The sequence below is a fragment of the Bradyrhizobium sp. 63_E2_N1_3 genome (genome assembly GCF_052076005.1).
GTDB classification, from domain to species: Bacteria; Pseudomonadota; Alphaproteobacteria; order Rhizobiales; family Xanthobacteraceae; genus Bradyrhizobium; species Bradyrhizobium barranii.
Genome location: NZ_CP197235.1, coordinates 1,856,639 through 1,882,401, shown reverse-complemented (window position 1 = coordinate 1,882,401; position 25,763 = coordinate 1,856,639). Strand labels below are relative to the sequence as shown.

Sequence of the window (25,763 nt, the reverse complement as noted above, 5' to 3'; positions counted from 1 at the left end):
CATGCCTCCTGCCATACCTCTTGCGACCTATCGGCTTCAGCTCACCGCGGATTTCGACTTCGACAAGGCCGCCGCGGTCGTGCCTTACCTCAAGGCACTCGGGATCACGCATCTCTACGCCTCGCCGGTGATGAAAGCGCGCAAGGGCTCGACCCACGGCTACGACACCGTCGATCACAGCCAGTTCAATCCCGAGCTCGGCGGCGAGGCCGGCTTTGCTCGATTGAGCGATGCCCTCACGCAGCACGACCTCGGCCTCATCATCGACTTCGTGCCGAACCATGTCGGCGTGCACTTTGCCGACAATCCCTGGTGGCTCGACGTGCTGGAATGGGGCCAGGCCTCGCCGCATGCAGTTTCCTTCGACATCGACTGGGATCAACTGGCCTATCGCGCCCGCGGCGGCGTGCTGCTGCCGATCCTCGGCTCGCCCTATGGCGAGGCGCTGGAGCGCGGCGACATCGAGCTGCGCTACGATGCCGATGAAGGCAGTTTTTCCGCCTGGTATTTCGAGCATCGCCTGCCGATCGCGCCGGAACGCTATGGCGAAATGCTGCGCGTGATCGTGAAGGAAGCCGACGCCGCCGAGACCGAGGCCGGCAAGCGCCTGCTCGCGCTCGCGGCCCGCTACACCGGGTTGCGTCGCCCCAACCGCAGGGAAGCACCCGGCTTCAAGGCGGAGCTCAAGGAGATCGCAGGCAGCGCCGACATCATCGTACGCGGCCTCGCTACCTATCGTTCCGCCAAGGATCGGCCGGCACAGACGCTGGCGCTGCATCATCTGCTGGAGCGCCAGCACTACAAGCTCGGGCACTGGCGGCTCGCCTCCAGCGACATCAACTATCGCCGCTTCTTCGACGTCAACGGGCTCGCGGGCCTGCGCGTCGAGGACGCGAGCACGTTCGCCGCCACGCACCGGCTGGTGAAGCAGCTCATTGCCGACGGCAAGCTGCAAGGCATCCGTCTCGATCACATCGACGGCCTGCGCGATCCCGCACAATATTGTCAGCGGCTGCGCCGACTGGTGCGCGACGCGCAAGGCAACACCAAGCCGTTCTATACCGTGATCGAAAAGATCCTGTGCGAGCACGAGCGCCTGCCGCGTTTTGCCGGCGTTCAGGGCACCACGGGCTATGAGTGGATGAATGTCATCACTCAGGTTCTGGTCGACGCGAAAGGGCTGGAGGCGCTGAACGAGACCTGGCGGCAGATCAGCAACCGCCCGCCGCGGCTGGCTCCTTACGTCAAGGATGCCAAGCGGCGCGTGCTGGAGACGCTGCTGACCAGCGAATTCACCGTGCTGACCCGACTGCTCGCGCGCATCGCCAACGGCCACTACTCGACCCGCGACTTCTCCGCCGACAGTCTGCGGCAGGCGCTCGAATTATACGTGCTGCATTTCCCGGTCTATCGCACCTATTTGACGCATAGCGGCCCGACCGCGCTCGACCGCAAGCTGATCGACGACACCATCGAACGGGCCCGCGCGGAATGGTTCGCCGCGGATGAAGGCATCTTCGACTTCCTGCACGATGCGCTGACCATGGACCTGCTCAAACCCGGCCGTCCCCCGCACAGCGCCCCGCGGGTGCGCCGCTTCGCGCTGAAGGTGCAGCAGTTCACGGGACCGATGATGGCGAAGTCGCTGGAGGACACCGCGTTCTATCAATTCCACCGGCTGCTCGCCCTGAACGAGGTCGGTGGCGATCCCGCGAGCAACGGCCTCACGGTGCCCGCCTTCCACGAGGCCATGCGCGCGCGTGCCAACGAATGGCCGCAAGGGATGACGGCGACCGCGACCCACGACACCAAGCGCGGCGAGGATGCCCGCGCGCGCATCGCGGCGCTCAGCGAGATTCCCGGCGAATGGACCAGCGCGGTGGCACGCTGGAAGGTGCTGAACGCGCCGCACCTCGCGCTCGACGGCAATCTGCGCGCGCCGTCGGCGACGTTCGAATACATGCTCTACCAGACCCTGCTCGGCGCCTGGTCGCTTGGGGAGACAGCCGATGCCGGCTTCGTCGAGCGCATCCAGGCCTATGCGCTCAAGGCCGCGCGCGAGGGCAAGGAGGAGACCAGCTGGCTCAACCCGCACGAGGCCTATGAGAACGGCGTCGCGAGCTTCATCGCGAAGATCCTCGATCCAGCGCAATCCAGCGAGTTCCTGGAGGCGCTGCAAACCCTGGCACGCCGCGTCGCGCTGCTCGGCTCCTTGAACTCGCTGAGCCAGCTCACACTCAAGGCGACTCTGCCCGGCGTGCCCGACTTCTACCAAGGCACCGAATACTGGGACCTGTCGCTGGTCGATCCCGACAACCGCCGCCCGGTGGACTTTGCCGCGCGGCAGACGGCGCTGATGTCACTGGAAGCGCCGGACTGGCGCGGGCTGATCAAGACCTGGCCGAACGGCCAGCTCAAGCTGGCCTGGACGCGGCACCTGCTCAAACTGCGCAACGAAGTCGCCGATGTGTTCGCGCAGGGCGAGTATCAGCCGCTACAGGTCCGGGGCGCGCACGCAGACCACGTCATCGCCTTTGTCCGCCGACACGGCCGCACGGCTGCGATCGTCGTGGTCGGGCGCCAGTTTGCGCCGTTCACGCAAGAGGGCCGACAATGGCCCGCGTTCGAGGGTGTTGACGCGACGATCGACATCACCGGCTACACCGGGCCGGGCTTTTCCGGCAATCAATTGCCGCTGGCGCAAGCCTTCCGGGATATTCCCGCTGCGGTCATCGAAGCACGCGCCGCAAGCAGTGCGAGACCCAGGCAACAGCGCGCTCGTAGCTGACGGCTACTTGCCCCCGTCCTTGGTCAGCAGCAGCTGCCCGCGCTTGTGGATGGTCGCCTGCGCCATCTCGGCGAAGCGCTGCAACAGCCACGGCAGCACTACCTCAACCTTGACGTGGTCGTCTGCGACATCGACCTGACCGCTCGCGATCTGCCCGAGCGCGCGGATGCGAAAATTCATGCTGTCGCCGTTCCAGCGCTCTTCCTCGACCTGCATCACGGGAATGCTGGCTGCGGCGCGGCCGAGCCCGGTCTTGAGCCGGCGCACGGCTTCCTCGCGGCCGAGACGATGCGGAATGGAGACGACAAGCGGTGCTGACATGGCGCTGCCCTGTGGTGACTGATCCTTACATAGTCATGCCGCCTGGACTGGCAAAGGTTCCATGCAAGTTCGCCCCGTTCGCCGTGTTTCATCGTCGGAACTATAGAACCTGCGGCAAGTTGCCCTCGCACCACGGGACAGGTGCAAACGACCCTTTCAACAAAGGGCTGGAGGAGACTAGCATGTCTATCGGTACGATCATTCTGATCATTTTGGTCATCGCGCTGCTCGGCGGCTTTAGCGGCATCGGCGGCGGCCCGTTCTACGGCACCGGCTATTATGGCGGCGGCGGCCTCGGGCTCGTCATCGTCATCCTGCTGATCCTGCTGTTGCTCGGACGGATCTAGCGGCGGCCTCGTAGGGTGGGCCAAGGCGCAACGCGCCGTGCCCACCTCTTCGCCGCAATAAGAAAGATGGTGGGCACGCTTCGCTTTGCCCACCCTACTTCTTCTTCTCCGCGAGCTTCTTCATCGCGGTCTTTATTGACGAAGCCGACTCGTCATAGCCATCCCAGGCTTTCGAGCGCGCCAGCAGACCCGGCACCGTCCGCACCGTGTACCGCTTCGGATCGAGATCGCCCTTCACCTGCGCCCACGTCACAGGCATCGACACGGTCGCGCCATCGCGCGCACGGGGTGACAGCGGAGCTACCGCCGTCGACAGGCGATCGTTGCGCAAATAATCCAGGAAGATCTTTCCGTTGCGCAGCTTCTTGGACATGTTGAGCAGATAGCGCTCGGGATCGTCGTCGGCCATCCACTGGCAAACGCCTTGCGCGAACGCCTTGGCCTCCTTCCAGCTCACCTTGTCGCGCGCGCCATGGAGCAGCGGCACCACCACGTGCAGGCCCTTGCCGCCGGTGGTCTTGCAAAAGCTCTCCATGCCGACGTCGGTGAGGCGCTGCCGCATCTCCTTGGCGGCGTCCACGACATCGGCAAATTTGACGTCCGACGCGGGATCGAGATCGAACACCAGCCGGCCCGGCGTATCGTAGGCGTCCGGGGCACAATTCCAGGGATGCAGCTCGACGCCGCCGATCTGCGCGACCGCGGCGAGCCCCTCGACGCGATCGATCTGCAGGTACGGCTTGCGATCGCCCGAGACCTTCGCGAGCTCCAGCAGGTTCGACGTGCCCTGCATGGCATGGCGCTGGAAGAATTTTTCGCCGCCGATGCCATCAGGCGCGCGCAGGATCGAACAGGGCCGGCCCTTGATGTGCTCGATCATCCAGGCGCCGACGGCCTCGAAATAGAGCGCGAGATCGAGTTTTGTGACGCCCTCGCCGTCGCCGCCATCCGGCCACAGCTCCTTGTCCGGCTTTGAGATGACGACACCCATCACCTCGGCCGTGCCGGCATCCTTGCGCTTGCCTGCCTTCGGCACGGCACGCTTCCTGGCCGAGGGCTTTGCGAGTTCGGTATCGGCGGGTGTTTCCACCTCGACCTCCTCAGCCGGCTTGTCCTGCCGCAGGCCCTTGAAGGCGGCCTGGCGGATATTGCCGTCGGCGGTGAACCCGGCGAACTCGATCTCGGCGACGAGCTCCGGCTTCAGCCAGTGCACGTCGCGCGTCTTTTTCGGTGCGTTCTTGCCGCCGAAGGGGCTTTGCCTGGCCTCCATGGCCTTCAAGGACGGCATGATGCGCTTGACCGTGTCCGCGCCGAAGCCGGTGCCGACCATGCCGACGAAGGCAAGATGATCGCCGCGGTGCACGCCGGCCATCAGCGAGCGGAATTTACCGTTGGTGGTCTTCCAGCCGCCGATCACGACCTCATGGCCGGCGCGGCATTTGGCCTTGGTCCAGCTTTCCGTTCGCCCCGAACGGTAAGGCGCATCGAGCTTCTTCGACACCACGCCTTCGAGCTCGAGTTTGCAGGCCGATTGCAGCACGGCATCGCCGCTGCTCTCGAAATGCTCGACATAGCGGATTTGGCTCGATTTCTTCTTGCCTGCGTCCAGGACTTGCCTGAGGCGGTCCTTGCGCTCGCCGAGTGGCAGGCGCCGGCAATCGAGCCCTTCGGCGAACAGGAGATCGAAGGCAAAGAAGATCAGGTCCTCGGTCTTGCCGTCCGACAGCGCGGCCTGGAGCGCGGAGAAATTCGGCGCGCCGTTGTGATCCAGCGCGACGATCTCGCCGTCAATCATGGCGTCGGGAAGCTCGCCCGCCTCCTTCGCGATGGCTGCGAACTTGTCGGTCCAGTCGAGGCCCTTGCGCGTCTTCAGCGTCGCCTCGCCGTCCTCGACGCGGAGCTGGACGCGATAGCCGTCGAACTTGATCTCGTGGCACCAGCCATCGGCCGCCGGCGGCCGCTCGACCGGGGTACAGAGCTGCGGCGCGACGAAGTCCGGCATCTCCGCGACTTTCTTCGCGTTTGTCGCGGTCGTCGCTTTTTTCTTTGCGCCCGTCCCGCGCTTCAACGCCGCACCGGGCGCCGGCCTCACGGTGCGCCCTTTCGGCTCCTCGGCACGATTGGACTGCCAGACCGCATCGGCCTTGGCCTTGGCGCCCTTCGCCAGCATGAACGGTTTTGGTGCGCGACCCTTGCCATCGGCGATCTCTGCCATCGCGCGGCCGGACGCCACCGACTTGTCCTCGCCGAGAATGTCGTCGCTCTCGCTGGCATATTCGTCGCGATGCTTGATCAGGAGCCAGTTGGTGCGCTTGCCGCCGGTGCGGTCATGCCTCATCCGCACCAGCACCCAGCTGCCATGCAACTTGTCGCCGTGGAGCGTGAACTTGAGGTCGCCCTTCTGGAAGCCGCGCTCGGGATCCTCGGACTCCCAGGTGCCGCGGTCCCAGAGCATGACCGTGCCGCCGCCATACTGCCCTTCCGGAATCGTGCCTTCGAAATCGCCATAGTCGAGCGGATGGTCCTCGACCTCGACCGCCAGCCGCTTGTCATGCGGATCGAGCGAGGGTCCCTTGGTGACCGCCCACGACTTGAACACGCCGTCGAACTCGAGCCGCAGATCATAGTGCAGTCGCGTCGCATCGTGCTTCTGGATCACGAAGCGCCGCTGCGCCGATGGCGCCACCGCGGTCTTGCCCGACGGCTCCGGTGTCTTCTCGAAATCGCGTTTCTGTCGGTAGGTGGAGAGTTTTCGCAGCACGACCGGTCCCGCATTCTCTTTCGGCGTTGAAGCCTATCACGGCGGAAGTCCCACCCGGAACCAAAACCCGATGGGGCTGTTGGGGTTCCAAAATGCCTTGAAACGCTGGAGAACGGAATGGCCCCGCGCGCCTATTGGAAGGGAACGTTAAAGCTCTCGCTGGTCAGTTGCCCGGTCGCGCTTTATCCGGCGACCACCGCGGCCGAGAAGACGCGGTTTCACATGATCAACCGCGAGACCGGACACCGGCTCAAGCAGCAGATGGTGGACTCCGGGACCGGTGACGTGGTCGAGAGCGGCCAGAAGGGACGCGGCTACGAGCTGCGCAAGGGCAAATATGTCGAGATCGAGCCGGAGGAGCTCGAGGCGGTCCAGATCGAAAGCAACCATACCATCGACATCGAGAGTTTCGTGCCGAGCGACGAGATCGACCAGCGCTATCTCAATCATCCCTATTATATCGCGCCCGACGGCAAGGCTGCGGTCGATGCCTTCGCCGTGATCCGCGACGCCATGAAGGACCAGGACCGCGTGGCGCTCGCCAAGATCGTGCTCACCAACCGCGAGCACATCATAGCGATCGAACCGCTCGGCAAGGGCCTGCTCGGCACCACGTTGCGCTTCCCCTATGAGCTGCGCGACGAGGACCAGTTCTTCGACGGCATCAAGAGCCCCAAGATCACCAAGGACATGGTCGAGCTCGCCGGCCACATCCTGCGTACCAAGGCCGCACATTTCGACCCGAGCAAGTTCAAGGATGAGTACGAGACCGCGCTGAAGGCACTGGTGAAGCGCAAGGCCAGCGGCAAGACAATCGAGCTGCCGGAGCGCGAGGAGCGGCCGAGCAACGTCGTCAGCCTGATGGACGCGCTGAAGCAGAGCCTGAAGGGACGCGGCAGGAAGAAGACGGCGGCGAAGTCCCATGCGCGTCGTGCGACGGGGCGGCAGCGCAGCGCGAAGAAGACGCAGCGCTCGACGGCGCGGCAGAGGAAGGCGGGGTGATTTCGCCGCGCGACCCACTCTCTGCCCTCATGGCGAGGAGGCGCGAAGCGCCGTCTCGAACCATGCAGGCCTCGCTGCTGCAGCCGGGCCTTCATCCTTCGAGACGCGCGTTCCGCGCTCCTCAGGATGAGGATCGAAAGCTAATCCCCCGCCTTCAGCCGGTACCCGATCCCCGTCTCCGTCAGCACATATTGCGGGCGTTCGGGGTCGGCTTCGATCTTCTGGCGGAGCTGGCGGACATAGACGCGCAGATACTGTGCGTCGGTGAGCTCGTCCCAAAGCTCCTTCAGCAAGAAACGATGGGTCAGCACCTTGCCGGCGTGCTGCACCAGCACGCGCAAAAGATCGTACTCCTTCGGTGACAGCTTTATCTCGCGCTCGCCGACCTTGACCATGCGACGCACGAGATCGACGGAGAGATCGCCGGTGCGGAACACCGGACGCTCGCCCTTGACCTGGAGCTGGTGCCGCAGCGCCGCGCGCAGGCGCGCCAACAGCTCGTCCATGCCGAACGGCTTTGTCAGATAATCGTCGGCGCCGAGATCGAGCGCCTGCACCTTGCCGGCCTCGTCGCCGCGGCTCGACAGCACCACGATCGGCACGCCCTCGTTGCGGCCGCGGATGGTGCGCAGCAATTCGTGGCCCTGGATGTCGGGCAGGCCGAGATCGAGAATGATCAGCGCGGGTTCTTCCGCGAGCTTCTCGAGCGCGGTCTTTCCGTTCGACGCTTCCAGGATTTCGTAGCCTTGCGTCGAGAGTCCCATCCGCAGCAATTTTCGGATTGGCGGCTCGTCGTCGATGACCAGAACCTTGATCGGGGCGGCGCTCATGCGGCGGTATCCAATGCGTGGGTCCGTGCCGGAACGGGCAGACGGATGGTGAGGATCGCGCCGCTGCGGTCGCCGCGGTTGGCGGCCGAAATCGTGCCCTGCATCGCCTCGACGAAGCCGCGGGAGATGGCGAGCCCCAGCCCGGTGCCGGGACGGACATGGTCACCCTTCTGCACGCGATAGAACTTGTCGAACACGCTCTCGAGCTCGTCAGGCGGAATGCCGCCACCCTGGTCGGCGATCTCTAGCACAACATGATTCCCCTCGCGCCGGCTGCGGATCGAGATCGTTGTATCGGGCAGCGAATATTTCGCGGCATTGTCGAGCAGATTGAACAGCACTTGCTCGAACAGCACGGCATCGAGCTGAAGCATCGGCAGATCGGCGGCCAGCACCAGTTCCACCTTGTGGGCCGTCAATATCTTGCTCGCACGCCGCAGCGCGCTGCCAACGATCTCGCCGAGATCGTGCAGTGCCGCGTTGGGCACGATGGCGCCGGATTCGAGCTTTGTCATGTCGAGCAGATTGGCGATGAAGCGGTTGAGCCGCTCGGACTCGTCGATCACGGTGGCGAGCAGATCGCGCTTCTCGGTGTCGGACAAGGCACCGGCGAGATCGCGCATGGTCGAGGCCGCACCGAGCACGGAGGCGAGCGGCGTCTTGAGATCGTGCGAGATCGAGGTCAGCAGCGCAGAGCGCAACCGCTCGGATTCGACGGTGCGCTTGACGCGATCCACGTCCTCGACCAGCAGCACGCGCTCGATTGCCAGTGCGCCCTGGTCGACGAGCGCATCGAACAGCCGGCGCTGGTCCGGGGTCAGCAGCGGACCGGTCCGATCATTGTCGATGCCGATGACGCCGATCGGACCACGCCCGGTGCGCATCGGCAGGAACAGCCGCTTGGCGCCGGGAAGCGTGTCCGAGCCGCGGCCGGCGGGACGATCGTTGCTCCAGGCCCAATTGGCGGCGGCGAGATCGGCCTGGTCGATCTGGTCCTCGGGCGGATAGCCGGACTTCACCGTGAGCAGCCCTTCCTCCGGCAGCAGCAGGACCACGCGAACCTTCAGCATCAGCGCAGTTTGATAGGCCGTTGCCCAGAGCACATCGTCGAGCGTGCCGGTGCCCGTGAGCTTGCGGCTGAACGCATAGAGCTGCTCGGTCGTGCGGATGCGGCCGAGCGCGGTGTCCGCCTGCGTGCGCACCCGCCCGGCAACGTTCGACACCACGAACGCGATCAACATGAAAAAGAAGAACGCTGCGACATTGGTCGGGTCGGTAATCGTGAAAGTGTAGACCGGCGGCAGGAAGAAGAAGTTGTACGCCAGCGACGCCGCGACGCTCGCAAGGAGCGACGGCCACAACCCGTAGCGAACAGCCACGGCAACAACCGCGGTCAGGAACATCAGGTCGACGTTTTCGATGCCGAAATACGGCTTGATGGCCACCGCTGCGGCAAGGCCGAGCGCGGTGATCCCGAGCGCCTTCAAATAGGGACGTGCATCAAACGCCTCTGCCCGTGCCGCCGTCTGGACCGCCGTCTTCGGCGCCGGCTCGGCCGCGAGCTCATCGCCGGGAATGACGTGGACGCTGATATTGCCGGCACTGCGCACGAGATCATGCACGACGGAGCCGCGCGTCAGTTCGAACCAACGCGAGCGCGTCGATTTCCCGATCACGATCTGGGTGACGTTGTTGCCTTGCGCGAAGTTGATGACGTCGTCGGCGATGCGGCGGCCGACAGCGGGAATGGTCAGCGCTTCACCGCCGAGCGATTCGGCAAGCCGCAGCGTATCGGCGAGACGGTCGCGCTCCTCGTCCGAAAGCTGGAGCGACCGCCGGGTCTCGATCGAGATCGCGGTGAATTGCGCATGCAGCCGGTCGGCCAGCCGCTTGGTGTAGCGCACGAGCCCGGCCGCGCGCGGATCCTCGCTGATGCAGACGAGGATACGCTCGCCCGCGGCCCAGGGGCCGGCGATGGCATTCGCCTGCATGTGAGTGAGAAGCTGCTCGTCGACCCGCTCGGCCGTACGCCGCAGCGCCAGTTCGCGCAGCGCGGTCAGATTGCCCGGCGAGAAATAGTGCTCCAGCGCCCGCTCGGCCTGCTTGGGCACATAGACTTTGCCCTCCCGCAGCCGCTGGATCAAATCGTCGGGCGTGAGGTCGATCAGCTCGATCGCATCGGCGCGGTCGAAGACCGAGTCCGGCACGGTCTCGCGCACCCGCACATGGGTGATCTGGGCGACGACGTCGTTCAGGCTCTCGATATGCTGGATGTTGACGGCGGTGTAGACGTCGATGCCGTGGGACAGCAGCTCCTCGACGTCGAGATAGCGCTTGGGATGGCGGCTGCCGGCGGCATTGGTATGAGCGAGCTCGTCAACCAGCGCGATCCGAGGACGGCGCTCGATCACGGCATCGAGGTCCATCTCCTCGACGCTCTGGCCGCGGTAATCGAACCTCTTGCGCGGCACCACCTCGAGCCCGCGCACCAGCGCCTCGGTCTCGGCGCGGCCATGGGTCTCGACAAAGCCGACCACCACGTCGATGCCCGCGTTGCGCCTGGCATGGGCGCTTTGCAGCATCTCGTAGGTCTTGCCGACGCCGGGGGCGGCGCCGACGAAGATCTTCAGCTTGCCGCTCGCGCTCTCCTCCCGGCGCGCGGCTTCAAGCAGCGCCTCAGGGGACGGACGTTGTTCGGGATCGCGGCGCTCTCGGACCATCAGGCCAATATAATCATCCGCCCACCCGCAGCCTAGACCGCTACTTCGCGGTGGCGCGATCGAGCGCGAGGTTCAGTGCCAGAACGTTAACCCGCGGTTCGCCAATCAGGCCGAGCAAACGGCCCTGGGTGTTGGAGGCCACGAGCTGCTTGACCTGATCGTCCGGCAGATTCCGCGCCTTCGCCACCCGCGGCACCTGAAATTCAGCCGCTTCCGGCGAGATGTCCGGGTCGAGGCCGCTGGCCGAGGTGGTGACCAGGTCGACCGGCACGGCGGCGTTCGGATTTTCAGCCTTCAACTTGTCCACATCCTCCTTGAGCCGGTCGGCCAGCGCCTTGCTGGTCGGGCCAAGGTTGGAGCCGCCCGAGTTGGCCGCGTTGTAGGGCGCCGACACCGTCTTGGTCGAATCATTCGGGTCCGGCGCCAAAGTCGCCGAGAGGCGGCCGTGGAAATATTTGTCCTCCTTGAACTCCTGCCCGATCAGGGCGGAGCCGATCACCTTGCCGTCCCGCTCGATCAGGCTGCCCTGCGCCTGCGAGGGGAAGATCGCACCGGCAATAGCGGTCATTGCGAGCGGATAGGCCAGGCCGGTGATGGCGGTGAGCACCAGCAGCAGGACGATGGCGGGGCGAATTTCTCTGAGCATGTTAGGTCTCCAAATCTTTCGTCATTGCGCGGGGCGCGGTGCGCCCCGCGACGACGATCAAGCCAGATGCAAGGCGGTGACGACGAGGTCGATCGCCTTGATGCCGATGAAGGGAATCACGATGCCGCCGAGGCCGTAGATCAGGAGGTTGCGCCTCAGCAATGCGCCGGCACCGACCGCGCGATAGGCGACGCCCTTCAGCGCCAGCGGGATCAGCGCGATGATGACCAGCGCGTTGAAGATGATCGCCGACAGGATGGCGCTCTGCGGGCTCGACAGGTTCATGACGTTGAGCACGTTGAGCTGCGGGTAGAACGCCAGGAACATCGCCGGGATGATCGCAAAATACTTTGCGACGTCGTTGGCGATCGAGAACGTCGTCAGCGCGCCGCGCGTCATCAGCAGCTGCTTGCCGATCTCGACCACCTCGATCAGCTTGGTCGGGTTGGAATCGAGGTCGACCATGTTGCCGGCCTCGCGGGCGGCCTGGGTGCCGGTGTTCATGGCGACGCCGACGTCGGCTTGGGCGAGCGCGGGCGCGTCGTTGGTGCCGTCGCCGCACATGGCGACCAGCTTGCCCTTGGCCTGCTCGTCGCGGATCAGCTTCAGCTTGTCCTCGGGCGTTGCTTGCGCGAGGAAGTCATCGACGCCCGCCTCCGCCGCGATCGCAGCGGCCGTCATCGGGTTGTCGCCGGTGATCATGATGGTGCGGATGCCCATGCGGCGCAGTTCTGCGAAGCGCTCGCGGATGCCGCCCTTGACGATGTCCTTGAGCTGGATGACGCCGAGCAGCTTGCCGTCCTTGGCGACCGCAAGCGGTGTTCCGCCCGCTTTCGAGATCTCATCGGCGATGGTCTGGACTTCACGGCCGACGTCGGAAAGCACCGCAGGCTGAATGGCGCGCGCGGTGTTGCCGGAGGCAACGGCCAGCGGCGCACCGCCGCCGACATAGTTGAGCATGGCATCGACCGCGCCCTTGCGCACCGACGAGCCGCCGGCATCGACACCGCTCATGCGGGTTTGTGCCGTGAACGGAATGAAGGTGGCGCCAAGCTCGGCCATGTCCCGGCTGCGAATGGAATACTTCTCCTTCGCCAGCACGACGATGGAGCGGCCTTCCGGCGTCTCGTCGGCGAGCGAGGCGAGCTGCGCCGCATCGGCGAGCTCCTGCTCGGTGACGCCGCGAACCGGGCGGAACGCGGTGGCCTGACGGTTGCCGAGCGTGATCGTACCGGTCTTGTCGAGCAGCAGCGTATCGACGTCACCGGCAGCCTCGACCGCGCGGCCGGACATCGCCAGCACGTTGAAGCGGACCAGGCGGTCCATGCCAGCGATACCGATCGCCGATAGCAGCGCGCCGATCGTGGTCGGGATCAGCGTCACGAACAGTGCGACCAGCACGACCACCGAGATCGAGCCGCCGGCATAAGCCGCATAGCTCGGAATGGTGACGGTGGCGAACACGAAGATGATGGTGAGGCCGGCGAGCAGGATGTTGAGCGCGATCTCGTTCGGCGTCTTCTGCCGCTCGGCGCCCTCGACCAGCTTGATCATGCGGTCGATGAAGGTCGAGCCTTGCGCGGCCGTAATGCGGACGCGGATCCAGTCGGACTGCACCTGCGTGCCGCCGGTCACCGCCGACCGGTCGCCGCCGGACTCGCGGATCACGGGCGCGGACTCGCCAGTGATGGCGGCTTCGTTGACGGAAGCGACGCCTTCGATCACCTCGCCGTCGGAGGGGATGGTGTCCCCGGCCTCGACCAGCACGATATCGCCGACCTTCAGGCTGGTGCCCGGCACCAGCGTGAAGGCCTGGCCCGCGCCGCTCAGGAGCTTGGCCTGGCTCTCGGTGCGGGTCTTGCGCAACGATTCGGCCTGTGCCTTGCCGCGGCCTTCGGCCACCGCTTCGGCGAAATTGGCGAACAGCACCGTGAACCAGAGCCAGAGGATGATCTGGAAGGTGAAGCCGAGATTCTCGCCGCCGGTGACGAGGTCGCGCAGAAAGATCACCGTGGTGAGCGCGGCCACGATCTCGACCACGAACATCACGGGGTTCTTGATCATCAGCCGCGGGTCGAGCTTGGTGAAGGACGCGCTGATCGCGGGCAGAACGATCTTGGGATCGAGCATTGCCGACATCGGGGCACGTTTTTGCAGTTTCATCGTATCCATGGAGGTCACTCCAAACAATCAGAAGACGTTGCCGGCGTTCATCGCGAGTTGCTCGACGATCGGGCCGAGCGCGAGTGCCGGGAAGAAGGTCAGGCCGCCGATGATCAGGATCACGCCCACGACGAGGCCGACGAACAGCCCGCCTGTAGTCGGGAACGTGCCCGCCGACGGCGGGATCGACTTCTTGGCGGCCAGCGAGCCCGCAATCGCCATCGCCGGAACGATCATGAAGAACCGGCCGACGAACATCGCGGATGCGAGCGTGAGGTTGTAGAACAACGTGTTGCCGGTGAGGCCCGCGAAGGCCGAGCCGTTGTTGCCGGTCGCCGAGGTGAAGGCGTAGAGCACCTCGGTGAAGCCATGCGGGCCGGCATTCGCCATGGAGGCGACCGCCGCCGGATAGACCACGCCGACCGCGGTCCAGCCGAGATACATCAGCGGCAGCACCAGGATCGCGAGCATCGCCATCTTGACTTCGCGCGCCTCGATCTTCTTGCCGACATATTCCGGTGTGCGGCCGACCATCAGGCCGGCGACGAAGATCGCGAGCACGACGAACAGCAGCATGCCATAGAGGCCGGCGCCGACGCCGCCGATGATGACTTCGCCGAGCTGCATGTTGATCAGCGGGATCATGCCGCCGAGCGCGGTGAAGCTGTCATGCATGGCGTTGACCGCGCCGCACGAGGCGGCCGTGGTCACCACGGCGAACAGCGAGGATGCGACGATGCCGAAGCGGACTTCCTTGCCCTCCATGTTGCCGCCGGTCAGGCCGAGTGCATGCATCATCGAGGTGCCGTTGGCTTCCGCCCAGTAGGTGATGGAGACACCGGCGATGAACAGCACGCCCATCACCGCGAAGATCGCCCAGCCCTGGCGCTGGTTGCCGACCATGCGGCCGAACACATTGGTCATGGCCGCGCCGATCAGGAAGATCGAGAGCATCTGCACGAAGTTCGACAGCGCCGTCGGGTTCTCGAAGGGATGGGCGGCGTTGGCATTGAAGAAGCCGCCGCCATTGGTCCCGAGCATCTTGATCGCGACCTGCGAGGCCACCGGGCCGACCGCGATGGTCTGCTTGGCGCCTTCGAGCGTCGTGGCCTCGACGTAAGCACCGAGCGTCTGCGGCATGCCCTGCCAGACCAGGAACAGCGTGTAGACGACGCAGATCGGCAGCAGCACGTAAAGTGTCGTGCGGGTGACGTCGACCCAGAAATTACCGACCGTGCGCATCGAGGCGCGCGAGAATCCGCGGATCATGGCCACCGCGAGCGCGATGCCGGTCGCCGCCGACAGGAAATTCTGGTGCGTCAGGCCGAGCATCTGCACGAGATAGGATACCGTGCTCTCGCCGCCGTAATTCTGCCAGTTGGTATTGGTGATGAAGGAAATCGCGGTGTTGAAGGAGAGATCCTGGGCGACAGCGCCCTGCCCGGCCGGGTTGAACGGCAACACCGCCTGAAGCCGCATCACGCCGTAGATGATCAGGAAGCCGCCGACATGAAACAGCAGCATCGAGACCGTGTAGGTCAGCCAATGCTGCTCGCGCCTCTCTTCGACGCCAGAAAACCAATAAATGCCGGCCTCGATCGGCCGCAGCACCGGCGACAGGAACGTCCGCTCGCCGTTGAACACAGCCGTCATGTACCCGCCGAGCGGTTTTGTCAGCGCGACGATAATCGCGCAAAAGAGAATGATCTGGAGCCAACCGATCATAGTCATGGCATCAACCCTTTAGGACGTTTGTCCTGCGCAGGAGCGGCAGGATCAGGGCAAGCAGGCACGCGACGAGCGCGGCGTCCGCGAGCAGCAATTCGAGAAGCAGCAGCACGGGTCAGAACCGCTCGGGCCGCAGCAGTGCGTAAGTGAGGTAGAACAGGAGACCGAGCGAGACGACGGCGGCGAGCGAATAATCGAAGGTCATGGTCCGCTCCCTCACAGCCGTTCGCAGGCGTAGGTGTAGCCGATCGCAAGCGCGAAGAAGCCAAAGCCCAGCGCCAGCACCAGAATGTCCATCATGGGAATGCTCCTCGTTGCGGCTTTATGTCGGACGCAACCGTTTCTCAGGCGTCCGGCGAGCGCGTGGAACGAAGGAAATGCAAAGCATTTCCACGGCACCAGCCGGGACTTTTGACCGTGTTGAAGTGCCACCACCGGCATAGGTTTTCGAGATGAGGCCTATGGCGAAGTTATATGAATTCTATAAGTGCCGACGCGTCGTGGCTGTTCGCCATGTGGCACCGACACTGTATTCCGGACGGTCGTTCCGAGCAGGCAGCGCAGCGACACAAGCCACCGTTGCTTTCACTACCGTTGTTAAGGCAGGCCATGGCCAGGGTCTTTTCAAAAAGCCCTGCTTCTATAAGCCTCGACCTTCGGCGGCGACGGCGGCCGGGGATCTGTCGCTCTTATCCGGAAGATTCCGTGCACTTATGAAATCCTTATATCGCCCGTCCCGCCCCCATCTCGTTTTCAAATGCGCTTCCAGCCATCTTGGAGAGGCCGGCCGACTGACCGACGCCAATTCCAGGAGGCCTGACATGACCGCCGTTCTCCGACGCCTTGCCCCACCTTCCCTCAACCAGCAGCTTCGCGCGGCACCGGCAATGACGCGTCCGCTGATGCTCGACATCATCGATCAGGCCTGCCGGCGCTTCCCGTCGCGCGGGCGGAGCGAGCGCAGCGCGCATATCACGCGCCTGGTCGACGCCGAGGCCTGGACCGACGCCGCGCTGGCGCTGATCGAGCTCGAGCTGCCGATGTGGCAGGTCCGCCGCATCGCCTATGACGAGGGCGAGTGGCATTGCGCGCTGTCGCGCGAGCGCGAATTGCCGGACTGGCTCGACGCCGCTGTCGAAGCCCGGCATGCCGATCTCGCGCTGGCGTTGCTGTCGGCCTTCATCGAGGTACAGGCATTGGCCGTGGAGGTATCGCGGCCGAGCGTTCCCACCGTGCGCGCCGCCCCGGACCCGCTCTATCAGCCGGTCGCTTGCGAGAATTTCAGCTAGGCCAAGCGGAGGTTCGCGCCTTGCCGCAATCTTCAGACATGTCGCGGGGCCTCAGCCCGACGCGGTTGATCGCGCGCTTTGCCGTCCGCATCGCACTGCTCGTCGCCTTTGCAGCCTTCGGCAGCGTCGGCTTTGCACGCAGCCTCTCCGCCCTGCTCTGGATGTCGATCATCCTGTGCGCCCTCGCCGGCCTCGTCAGGCGCGAGCCGCTGTTCGGTGCCGTCCTCAATCATTGGGACGAGGGCGTTGCCTTCGGCGCCCTGTTCGCGCTGGTTCAGGTCGTCAACGAGCTGGCCTGAACATCGGGCTTTATGACCTTCCTATGAGATCGTCGCGCAGCCTCACTCGAAATCATATTCGCTTGAAAAGATATTGATCGGGTGGTCGCGGGACACGCACCCGCCGCCCGCGTCAATCGGAAGGAATACGAAAGTGAAACTCGTCGAACCTCCCTCGTGCAGCTCTCCCTCGACCATCGTCTTCATCGGCCGCAACCACAGGGGACAGTGGGTCGCCCAGCAGCAGAACGGCCTCTACGGTGGCCTGTTCGTCAACCGCGCCCAGGCCATCAAATATGCGCTGTTCGAAAACGGACAGCACCCCGAGACCATCATCGAGCTGCCACGCGAGATCGAGCTCGACATGGGCAGCAGGCCCGATGCCGCCGCTCCCAAGCGCGCCGCCTGAGCTTCTCGGCAAAAAACCATGTTCATCCCACCCTCCGCCTGGTTCACCGGGTTCATACCGGACCTGCCGACGCCGTTCGATTCGGCCGACGCGATCGACCTGAAGGCGTTCGTCGCGCTCTGCGAGCGTCAGATCGCGGCCGGCGTACCCGCACTGGTGGTGTGTGAGACCGCCGGCGAGGCACCGACGCTCTCGCCGGCCGAGCAGGCGCTGATCATTCGCACCGCGGTCGATGTCGCGCGTGGCCGCGTGCGGATCATTGCCGGCGCCGTGTCGAATTCAACGAGCCACGCCATCGAACTCGCGCGGCGCGCGGAGGCGGCCGGCGCCGATGCCGTGATGTCGGTGGTGCCCGCCTACAACAAGCCGATGCAGGAAGGAATGCTCGCGCACTTCCGCGCCATTGCCGGCTCGATCGGCCTGCCCGTGATCCTGCACGACGCACCCTCCCGCACGCTGCGGCCGCTCGCCGACGAGACGCTTCTGCGTCTCGTCGAATCGCGCCAGTTCGTGGGCTTGCGCGATGCGAGTGGCGACATTACCCGTCCGATGCGCCTGTCCCACCGCCTGCCCGCCGGCTTTCGCTGTCTATCCGGCGACGACACCACCGCCTTCGGCTTCATCGCGGACGGCGGCGATGGCGCGATCTCGGAGATTGCCAACGTCGCGCCGGATCTCTGCCGCACGATTTTTTCACATGTCAGGCAGGGCCGGCTGCAATCCGCCCGGTACCTGCACAGGCGCCTGATCCCCTTGATCGCCTGCCTCGGGAAGGAGAGCCCGGCCGCACTTAAATGTGCACTCGGCGTGCTTGGCCTGATGTCGCCCGCCACAAGGCTTCCGATCGTTCCGCTGGACGCAGCCGCGCAGAGGGAAGTGGTACGCGCATTCGCCGCGATCGCCGACGAGGAGCTGATCGACCGCGTCGGCGCCTGAGGCGTCGCACGGCATCCGGGTATCCCCATGCGGCAATCAATCGAAGGGCCTCACAGGCTGCTCCGCGCCTGGCAGCTCACGCTGCTGCGATTGCCGTGACGCTCGATGAGTCCGACAGGCTTAATGTCGCCGCGCTCGCGGCGGAGCTCGATCATCTGGGCGGCGGCGCCACGGACTCCCTCCACTTCTTTCGGCGGACCAGCTCGCAACTCTGTGCGGCCATCAGCGGGCAGCGGCAGAGTGTGGAAGCGACGCTGGAATGCTTCTGCAAGCAGATCGAGGAACCGCGGCTGCGGAACGCCTTTGCCGCAGCGATCGGGATGACGCATTCGGATCCTGCGCCGTCTCAGGCCCGGCCGAAGCGGAACCCCGGTCTCTTCAGAGGGCTGCCGGCGCGACGGTCGGCATCCTTATAGCATTCCTATACTGGTGCCTCGGCGCTCATCTCGCAATCCTACGCAACGATGGACATCATAGGAGGCAGATTGCGGCGGCCTCGGCCGCCGCCATGCTGACGAAGGAATGCGGACATGTCGATGCTGACACATGGCGTTGAGCGCTCCCTTGGCTGGGCCGAACGCCCCGCACGGATCTCGCCGGAGCGCAAGGCGCAGCTCAAGCGCATCGCGCTCAGCGCGCTGACCCTGCTCTCGATGGGCAGCGTGCTCGCAGCGCTGATCGCGCTGAAGACCGCGATCTATGTCTGGCACCTCCACGCCTGACGGCATGGGAGACCATCATGACCTTGCAGATGTGTGAGGAAGCCGCGATGACCGCGATCGCCCTTCAAGCCACGCGCCGCCAGCCCGAGCGACCGACAATGGCCGCGTCCGCGGCGTGCCTTGGACCGATCGACCCGGATGTCATAAGCACCGCCATCCCCGCCTTCTTCATCGGGCGCAACAGCGCCGGCCTCTGGGTCGCGCGGGAGGCGCATGGACGCATCGGCGGTCTCTTCCTGTTCAAGAGCTCAGCGGTCGATTTCGCCAACCGGCAGAGTGGCCTCGCAAGATGCGCGCTGGTGTTTCCCGCCGAGACCTTCGAGCTCGATATCGAGAACCGCGGCAATCCGCTGATTGCGCTGGCGGAGGGCGCGAGGCGGCTCCTGGCCCGCGCGGCGGCAAGGCTGCGGACATGATTGAGCTCAAGATCGCCATCCTGGTTGCGGTGATGGGGGCATTGCTGCTCGGCATGCGCATCGGCGCCGCGCCTGCCACGGACAAGTAGCATGCAGCTCCTCAAGGGAAATCTGGAGCAGGCGGTCACGACGACGATCCTGACCATGACGCTGAGCCTGATCTGGGGCGCGATCCTGACAATCGTGATCACGCTCGTGGCACGCGGGCTGGGAGTTTAGAATCCGGCACATCGATGGACCGTGAATTGACCATGGCTGCCTACGAGGCCAGCAGCCGGGTGCGCAGCGCCGTCGCGATGCCCGCCTGAGGCCGCGTATCCCCGCGAAAAGATCTGGCCGATCTGGCGCAATTTCACGGAACCGTGTAGATCGGTTTCATGAGCACAAGCAGCGTCAATGTCGTCGCCCACCCCCTGGTCCAGCACAAGCTCTCCCTCATGCGGGAGAAGGACCGCTCGACCAAGAGTTTTCGCGAGATCCTGAACGAGATCGGGATGCTGCTCGGCTACGAGGTGACGCGCGATCTGCCACTGGAGCTCGTCGAGATCGAGACGCCGATCTCCCCGATGCGGGCACCGAAGATCGCCGGCAAGAAGCTCACGCTGGCGCCGATCCTGCGCGCCGGCGTCGGCTTCCTCGACGGCATGCTGGCGCTGATGCCGTCGGCGCGCATCGCCCATATCGGGCTCTACCGCGACCCCGAGACATTGCAGGCCGTGGAATATTACTTCAAGGCGCCGCAGGACCTGTCCGACCGCACCGTGATCCTGATGGACCCGATGCTGGCGACCGGCAACTCGGCCTGCGCCGGCGCCTCCCTGCTCAAGGCGCGCGACGCCCGCGACATCCGCTTCGTCTGCCTTCTGGCCGCGCCCGAAGGCATCGCGCAGTTCCAGAGCGAGCATCCCGACGTGCCGATCTGGACCGCCGCGATCGACGAGCGGCTCAACGACCACGGCTACATCGTGCCGGGCCTGGGCGATGCCGGCGACCGGATGTTCGGCACCAAGTAGACAGGTCTGCGCGATCGGGTTAGTCCGGTTGCCATGAGCGTCAACCAATTCTCGCTTCAATCGCTGATCGGCACCGAAGGCGCCGAGCCCGCCTTCGTGTTTGACCGCAGGCCGGTCTCGCGCGCGGAATTCTCCGGGAAGGTCGAGCAGACCGCCGCATGGCTTGCCGCGCAAGGCATCGGCCAGGGCGACGTGGTCGCGGTCTGGCTGGTCAACCGGGTCGAATGGATCGCACTGCTGTTCGCCGCCGCCCGCTGCGGTGCGATCGTGGCCGCGGTCAATACCCGCTACCGCAGCGCGGAAGTCGGCCATCTGCTCAAGGTGTCCGGCGCCAGGCTGATGGTGGTCGAGGCCGCCTTCCGCTCGATCGATTTTTCCGCCATCCTCGCCGAGGTCAGCAGGGACGAAGTGCCTGCGCTGCAAAGGCTCGTGGTGGTCGGCGGGGATGCGATCCCCGCACACTGGCCCTGTGCGCACTTCGATGCGTTCGAGAAGTCCTATCCGCCAGCGCCGCCGGCGCAGGACGATGTCGATCTGCCGGTGCTGCTCTACACGACATCGGGCACGACCAAGGGGCCGAAGCTCGTCGCGCATTCGCAGCGGACGCTCGCCACGCACGCCGCCTCCGTCGCCAAGGCGCTAAAACTCGCGCCACAGCGCCATTCGCTGCTGGCCATGCTGCCGTTCTGCGGCACCTTCGGCATGACCAGCCTGCTCGGCTTCATCGCAGCCGGCGCGACCATCCATGTGCTCGATGCTTTCGAGGCGGCATCAGCGTCGAAGGTCCTTGGCGAACACAAGATCACGCACGCCTTCGGCTCCGACGAGATGTTCCGCCGCATCCTCGCGCTCGCCGATGCGCCACGGCCATTCCCGCATCTCGAAGTCTGCGGCTTCGCCGCGTTCCAGCCCGGCTGGCGTGAGCTCGCCGCGGAGGCCGAGGCGCGCGGCATGCCGCTGTTCGGCCTCTACGGCTCGAGCGAGGTGCAGGCGCTGTTCTCGATCGCCCGCCCCGGTGATGCCTTCGCCGATCGCATCGAAGGCGGCGGCTGGCCGATGTCTCCCGGCGCGAAGGTGCGCGTGCGCGATACCGAGACCGGGGAGCTGGCGGCGCAAGGCATCTCCGGCGAGATCGAGATCAGCGCGCCCTCGTGCTTCCTCGGCTATTTCAACAACCCGGATGCGACGCGCGATGCGATCACTGCCGACGGCTTCTTCCGCACCGGCGACATCGGCCGCCTGCGCGGCGACGGCGCCTTCGTCTACGAGACCCGCGCGGGCGATGCGATGCGGCTCGGCGGCTTCCTGGTTGCGCCGGGCGAGATCGAGGACGAGCTCAAAGCCTGCACGGGGGTTGCCGACGCCCAGGCTGTCGCGATCGATCTTAGGGGTCAGGCGCGCTGCGTCGCCTTTGTGATCCCGGCCAAGGAGCCGCCGCAGCAGGAGATGCTGGTGGCGCGCCTGCGCGAGCGGCTCGCCGGCTACAAGGTGCCGGCCCGAATCTATATCGTCGACGCTTTCCCCGTCACCGACAGCGCCAACGGTGTGAAAATCCAGCGCGCCCGGCTTCGCGCCATGGCAATGGAACGGATCGCCGCCGAATAGGCCGGCCTGTTTCAGATAGCTCGCTAGTGCGCGGCGCGAAGTTGTGCCGACAGCGCATCGCGGTGCCCGGGCGCCGCGATCGCGATCATGCGGCGCGCGCGCTCGGCAAGTCCGCAACCGCGCAGCTCCGCAACGCCCCATTCGGTCACGATGGCATCGACGTCGGCGCGCGGCGTCGTCACGGTCTCCACATTGACGACAATGCGGCTGGTCCCGTCGGACGCCGTCGCCGGCAGCGCGATGATCGCCCTGCCCCCGGGCGATGCATTGGCACCGCGCACGAAATCGAGCTGCCCGCCGATGGCGCCGATCGCGACGCCGTTCAGCGTCTCGGAATTGACGCTGCCGTCGAGCCCGACCTGGAGCGCCGAGTTGATCGCGACCAGCCGGCTGATCCGCGCCAGCACGTTCTGGCCGTGCGTGTACAACGTCGGTCGCACCGAAACAGCCTTGTTCTCGTGCACGAAGCGATAGAGCCGCTTCGTGCCGATCACCTGGTTCGTCACCGTGATCCCGGCATCGATTCCCTTCTCCGCATTCGTCACCGCGCCGCGCTCGATCAGGTCGACGACGGCGTCGTTGATCAGGCCGGAATGGATGCCGAGATTGCGCGCATGCGACAGCGAAGACAGGATCGCATCCGGAATCCGGCCGACGCCGAACTGAAGCGTGCTGCCGTCGGCGATCAGGCTCGCCGCATGTGACGCGATTTTCCGTGAGACGTCATCAAGTGGCGCCGGCGGCAGTTCGACGGGCGGACGGCGAGCGGCGACCCGCAGATGGATCGGCGCGTCCGCAGGCCATTCCGCGCCAAACGTCCAGGGCGCATCCGGATTGATCTCGGCGATGACGATGCGCGCGCCCCGTGCGGCATCGATGACATAATCGTTGGAGAGGCTTGCGCTCAATCGACCATCGCCGGACTCGGCGAGTTGCACCAGCACCACATCCGCACGGTGGCGCCGTGAGGCGAAATCGGCGCAGAAGGCGCTGTAGTTGCTCGGGATCACGTCGAGCCGTCCCGCTTTCGCGAGCCGCCGCGCATTCCCGATCACACCATAGCTCTGGAACGAGATGTTGGGCGCGCACGCCGCGGAAAAGGTGTCGGAGAATATTGGACCGACCATCATGCGGAACGCCGGCAGATGCCCGGCTTGCGCGACCAGCGCTTCGGTCAGGGTGACCGGCTCAGCCGTTGCCTGCCCGCACACGACACGGTCGCCCTCCCGGATCAGGCCGGAGAAGTCGACTTCCATTGGCGTCCCCGCTAAGCGATCCGCGCGAAGACTAGTAAGACTTCGCCAGACCGAGCACCTTTTCCGCAATGAAGCTGAGCGCGAGCTGCGGGCTGACCGGTGCGATGCGCGGGATCAGGACTTCACGCAAATAGCGCTCGACGTGGAATTCCTTGGCATAGCCGAAGCCGCCATGGGTCATCACGGCCTGCTCGCAGGCATGGTATCCGGCTTCGCCTGCGAAATATTTCGCGGCGTTCGCACCAGCGCCGCTGGGCAAGCCCTTGTCGTACTGCCAGGCTGCCTGCATCACCATCAGCCAGGCCGCCTCGAGCTCGACCCAGTTCACCGCGAGCGGATGCTGGATGCCCTGGTTCTTGCCGATCGGCCGATTGAACACCACGCGCGTCTTGGCGTATTCGGTCGCGCGCGACAGCGCGAGCTTGCCGAGGCCGACGGCTTCGGCGGCGATCAGGATACGCTCGGGGTTCATGCCTTCGAGGATATACTGAAAGCCCTTGCCCTCTTCGCCGATGCGGTCCTCCATCGGGATCTCGAAATCCTCGAAGAACAGCTCGTTGGAATCGACGATCTTGCGACCCATCTTCTCGATCTCGTGGACCTTGATCTTCTTGCGATCGAAATCGGTGTAGAACAGGCTCAGCCCATGGGTTGGCGAGCGCACGTCCTCCAGCGGCGTGGTGCGCGCCAGCAGCAAGATCTTGTGCGCGACCTGCGCGGTGGAGATCCACACTTTCTGGCCGTTGACGATGTAGCGGTCGTTCTTGGCCACAGCACGCGTCTTGAGCTGCGTGGTGTTGAGGCCTGTGTTGGGCTCGGTGACGGCGAAGCACGCCTTCTCGCGGCCCTCGACCATCGGCGGCAGCATGCGCTTGCGCTGCTCTTCGGTGCCGAACACCACGACGGGGTTGAGCCCGAAGACGTTGATGTGCACCGCGGAGGCGCCGGACATGCCGGCGCCGGATTCCGCGATGGCGCGCATCATGATCGCGGCTTCGGTGATGCCGAGCCCGGAGCCGCCATATTCCTCCGGCACGCAGATGCCGAGCCAGCCGGCATCGGCCATTGCCTTGTGAAAGTCATGCGGGAAGCCGCCGTCGTGGTCCTTCTTCAGCCAATAGGCGTCGGGAAAGTCCTCGCAAACTTTTGCAACGGCGGCACGAATGGCTTCCTGCTGATCGGTGAGCGCGAAATCCATGTTCTTGATCTCCTTATTGGGAGCCGAGCTCCGATCCTAGCGCCCCATCTGCGAGGGCAGCCAGAGAATGATCGAGGGAAACGCCACCAGGATCGCGATTGCGATCAGGTGCGCGATGAAATGCGGGAAGGTACCGTGGAAGACTTCCGCCACCGGTCGCTTGGCATAGCGGGCGACGATAAAACAGTTCAGCCCGACCGGCGGCGTGATCATGCCGACCTCGGCGGTGACGATCTTGATGACGCCGAACCAGATCGGATCGAAGCCGAGCGTCTTGATCAGCGGCAGCACGATCGGCACGGTCAGCACCAGGATTGCGATCTGGTCCATGAACGAGCCGAGCACGATGTAGCCGCACAGGATCAGCGTGATGATCACCCAGCGCGAAGCGGGCAGGCTGCCGATCCAGGCGACGAGGTCCTGCGTGACATGGGTGAGCGTGAAGAAATAGCCGAAGATCGAGGCACCGACCAGGATCATGATGATCATGCAGGTGCCGTGGCAGGCGCGCAGCAGCGTCGCATAGAGCGATGACGGCGTGATCTTGCCCTTGACGATGGCGAGCAGGAAGGCGCCGAACGCACCGAAGGCGGAGGCTTCCGTCGGCGTCGCGACGCCGAGATAGATCGTGCCTGTCACGATCGAGAACAGCACCACCATCGGCGAGACCTGCCACAACAGCGCGAATTTCTCGCGCCACGGTACAGACTTCGCGGCCGGTGCGCGCGAAGGGTCCTGCCAGACCAGGAAATAGATCGTGGCCATGATGGTGAACGTCACCAGGATCGCCGGGATGATGCCGCTGATCAGGAGCTTGCCGATGTTCACCTCCGCCAGCAGGCCGAAGATGACGAGCGCAACGCTGGTCGGCAGCAGCATCGACAACGTGCCTGAGATCGCAACGACGCCGGCCGCCATCTTCGGCTCGTAGCCCTGGCGGATCATCGCCGGCAGGCTGGTCGAGGACAGCGTCGCGGCCGATGCCGTCGAGGTGCCGCAGATCGCACCGAAGCCGGCGCCTGCGAGCGCAGTTGCCATGCCGAGGCCACCGGGAATGCGGCCGACCCAGGCCGATGCCGTCTTGAACAGATCGTCCGCGACGCCCGACAGCAGCACGAGGTCTGCCATCAAGAGAAACATCGGAATGGTGATCAGCTCGTAGGCCGAGACGGTCGAGAGCGGCGCGGTCTGCAGGATGCCGAGCAGCGTGGGCCATCCGCCGACCATCACGAGGCCGACCGAGCCGGAAAAGGCCATGGCGAAACCGACGGGCGTGCCGAGCGCGAGCAGGCCGAATAGCAGGGCGAGAACGATGAAAGGGGTCATGAAGGCCTG

At 65.1% G+C, this 25,763-nt stretch carries 25 protein-coding genes; 12 read left to right on the top strand and 13 right to left on the bottom strand.

The features are described 5' to 3' along the window. Position 1: 1 nt before the first annotated feature. Positions 2-2,788, top strand: coding sequence for a malto-oligosyltrehalose synthase (treY, locus tag AB7531_RS08815; protein WP_063981398.1), 2,787 nt, complete (start codon positions 2-4; stop codon positions 2,786-2,788). Positions 2,789-2,791: 3 nt separating this feature from the next. On the opposite strand, the gene AB7531_RS08810 is transcribed toward treY, so the two are convergent. Beyond that, positions 2,792-3,109, bottom strand: coding sequence for a polyhydroxyalkanoic acid system family protein (locus AB7531_RS08810; RefSeq protein WP_063981397.1), 318 nt, complete (start codon positions 3,107-3,109; stop codon positions 2,792-2,794). 182 nt (positions 3,110-3,291) lie between these two features. On the opposite strand from AB7531_RS08810, the gene AB7531_RS08805 reads away from it, so the two are divergent. Beyond that, positions 3,292-3,456 carry a DUF3309 family protein gene (locus AB7531_RS08805; RefSeq protein WP_007595743.1) on the top strand — a complete coding sequence of 55 codons (165 nt, stop codon included), beginning with the start codon at positions 3,292-3,294 and terminating at the stop codon, positions 3,454-3,456. Between the two features lie 94 nt (positions 3,457-3,550). On the opposite strand, the gene ligD is transcribed toward AB7531_RS08805, so the two are convergent. Continuing rightward, positions 3,551-6,217 (bottom strand): DNA ligase D, encoded by a 2,667-nt coding sequence (ligD, locus tag AB7531_RS08800; protein ID WP_283017523.1) that lies wholly within the window; start codon positions 6,215-6,217, stop codon positions 3,551-3,553. 117 nt (positions 6,218-6,334) lie between these two features. On the opposite strand from ligD, the gene ku reads away from it, so the two are divergent. After that, the gene (gene ku, locus AB7531_RS08795; RefSeq protein ID WP_063981395.1) at positions 6,335-7,219 is read left to right on the top strand and encodes a non-homologous end joining protein Ku; all 885 of its coding nucleotides are present in this window, start codon (positions 6,335-6,337) and stop codon (positions 7,217-7,219) included. Positions 7,220-7,359: 140 nt separating this feature from the next. Here ku and AB7531_RS08790 read toward each other — a convergent pair whose 3' ends face one another. The 7 genes from AB7531_RS08790 to AB7531_RS08760 all read right to left on the bottom strand — a co-directional run bounded on the left by AB7531_RS08790 (position 7,360) and on the right by AB7531_RS08760 (position 15,747). Further along, on the bottom strand, positions 7,360-8,049 hold the full coding sequence (locus tag AB7531_RS08790) for a response regulator (RefSeq protein ID WP_063981394.1): 690 nt from the start codon (positions 8,047-8,049) through the stop codon (positions 7,360-7,362). Then, a complete protein-coding gene (locus tag AB7531_RS08785) occupies positions 8,046-10,769 on the bottom strand; it encodes a sensor histidine kinase (protein ID WP_063981393.1) in 2,724 nt (907 codons plus the stop codon). Before AB7531_RS08785 ends, AB7531_RS08790 begins: the two co-directional genes overlap by 4 nt. Positions 10,770-10,809: 40 nt before the next feature. Then, positions 10,810-11,415 (bottom strand): K(+)-transporting ATPase subunit C, encoded by a 606-nt coding sequence (locus AB7531_RS08780; RefSeq protein WP_063981392.1) that lies wholly within the window; start codon positions 11,413-11,415, stop codon positions 10,810-10,812. 57 nt (positions 11,416-11,472) lie between these two features. Beyond that, complete coding sequence (gene kdpB / locus AB7531_RS08775; protein WP_063981391.1) at positions 11,473-13,587, bottom strand: potassium-transporting ATPase subunit KdpB; 2,115 nt, start codon at positions 13,585-13,587, stop codon at positions 11,473-11,475. A gap of 18 nt (positions 13,588-13,605) precedes the next feature. Beyond that, on the bottom strand, positions 13,606-15,309 hold the full coding sequence (gene kdpA / locus AB7531_RS08770) for a potassium-transporting ATPase subunit KdpA (protein ID WP_063981390.1): 1,704 nt from the start codon (positions 15,307-15,309) through the stop codon (positions 13,606-13,608). A gap of 112 nt (positions 15,310-15,421) precedes the next feature. Continuing rightward, positions 15,422-15,511, bottom strand: a complete 90-nt coding sequence (locus AB7531_RS08765) for a K(+)-transporting ATPase subunit F (protein ID WP_041953522.1) — start codon at positions 15,509-15,511, stop codon at positions 15,422-15,424. Between the two features lie 11 nt (positions 15,512-15,522). Beyond that, positions 15,523-15,747 carry a hypothetical protein gene (locus AB7531_RS08760; protein ID WP_187387946.1) on the bottom strand — a complete coding sequence of 75 codons (225 nt, stop codon included), beginning with the start codon at positions 15,745-15,747 and terminating at the stop codon, positions 15,523-15,525. Positions 15,748-16,127: 380 nt separating this feature from the next. On the opposite strand from AB7531_RS08760, the gene AB7531_RS08755 reads away from it, so the two are divergent. From AB7531_RS08755 to dapA, 4 genes are all read left to right on the top strand, one after another. Continuing rightward, positions 16,128-16,595 carry a hypothetical protein gene (locus tag AB7531_RS08755; RefSeq protein WP_063981389.1) on the top strand — a complete coding sequence of 156 codons (468 nt, stop codon included), beginning with the start codon at positions 16,128-16,130 and terminating at the stop codon, positions 16,593-16,595. 20 nt (positions 16,596-16,615) lie between these two features. Then, positions 16,616-16,894, top strand: coding sequence for a hypothetical protein (locus AB7531_RS08750; RefSeq protein ID WP_081369150.1), 279 nt, complete (start codon positions 16,616-16,618; stop codon positions 16,892-16,894). 133 nt (positions 16,895-17,027) lie between these two features. Then, the gene (locus tag AB7531_RS08745) at positions 17,028-17,282 is read left to right on the top strand and encodes a hypothetical protein (protein ID WP_063981387.1); all 255 of its coding nucleotides are present in this window, start codon (positions 17,028-17,030) and stop codon (positions 17,280-17,282) included. 18 nt (positions 17,283-17,300) lie between these two features. Further along, positions 17,301-18,218, top strand: a complete 918-nt coding sequence (gene dapA / locus AB7531_RS08740) for a 4-hydroxy-tetrahydrodipicolinate synthase (RefSeq protein WP_063981386.1) — start codon at positions 17,301-17,303, stop codon at positions 18,216-18,218. A gap of 50 nt (positions 18,219-18,268) precedes the next feature. On the opposite strand, the gene AB7531_RS08735 is transcribed toward dapA, so the two are convergent. Beyond that, positions 18,269-18,547 (bottom strand): hypothetical protein, encoded by a 279-nt coding sequence (locus AB7531_RS08735; RefSeq protein WP_441279933.1) that lies wholly within the window; start codon positions 18,545-18,547, stop codon positions 18,269-18,271. Positions 18,548-18,748: 201 nt separating this feature from the next. Here AB7531_RS08735 and AB7531_RS08730 point away from each other — a divergent pair, with 201 nt between their 5' ends. From AB7531_RS08730 to AB7531_RS08710, 5 genes are all read left to right on the top strand, one after another. Next, positions 18,749-18,940 carry a hypothetical protein gene (locus tag AB7531_RS08730; protein ID WP_063981384.1) on the top strand — a complete coding sequence of 64 codons (192 nt, stop codon included), beginning with the start codon at positions 18,749-18,751 and terminating at the stop codon, positions 18,938-18,940. Between the two features lie 17 nt (positions 18,941-18,957). Further along, the gene (locus tag AB7531_RS08725; protein WP_063981383.1) at positions 18,958-19,356 is read left to right on the top strand and encodes a hypothetical protein; all 399 of its coding nucleotides are present in this window, start codon (positions 18,958-18,960) and stop codon (positions 19,354-19,356) included. Positions 19,357-19,446: 90 nt separating this feature from the next. Next, positions 19,447-19,575, top strand: coding sequence for a hypothetical protein (locus AB7531_RS08720; RefSeq protein ID WP_256376468.1), 129 nt, complete (start codon positions 19,447-19,449; stop codon positions 19,573-19,575). Positions 19,576-19,733: 158 nt separating this feature from the next. Then, positions 19,734-20,369, top strand: coding sequence for a uracil phosphoribosyltransferase (upp, locus tag AB7531_RS08715; RefSeq protein ID WP_063981382.1), 636 nt, complete (start codon positions 19,734-19,736; stop codon positions 20,367-20,369). Between the two features lie 33 nt (positions 20,370-20,402). Then, positions 20,403-21,974 (top strand): AMP-binding protein, encoded by a 1,572-nt coding sequence (locus AB7531_RS08710; protein WP_063981381.1) that lies wholly within the window; start codon positions 20,403-20,405, stop codon positions 21,972-21,974. Positions 21,975-21,997: 23 nt separating this feature from the next. Here AB7531_RS08710 and AB7531_RS08705 read toward each other — a convergent pair whose 3' ends face one another. From AB7531_RS08705 to AB7531_RS08695, 3 genes are read right to left on the bottom strand one after another with little or no spacing between them, the layout of a single operon-like run. Next, positions 21,998-23,230 (bottom strand): acetyl-CoA hydrolase/transferase family protein, encoded by a 1,233-nt coding sequence (locus AB7531_RS08705; protein WP_063981380.1) that lies wholly within the window; start codon positions 23,228-23,230, stop codon positions 21,998-22,000. A 31-nt stretch (positions 23,231-23,261) separates the two neighbouring features. Then, positions 23,262-24,428 (bottom strand): acyl-CoA dehydrogenase family protein, encoded by a 1,167-nt coding sequence (locus tag AB7531_RS08700; protein WP_063981379.1) that lies wholly within the window; start codon positions 24,426-24,428, stop codon positions 23,262-23,264. A gap of 36 nt (positions 24,429-24,464) precedes the next feature. Next, the gene (locus AB7531_RS08695; RefSeq protein ID WP_063981378.1) at positions 24,465-25,754 is read right to left on the bottom strand and encodes a TRAP transporter large permease; all 1,290 of its coding nucleotides are present in this window, start codon (positions 25,752-25,754) and stop codon (positions 24,465-24,467) included. Positions 25,755-25,763 lie beyond the last annotated feature (9 nt).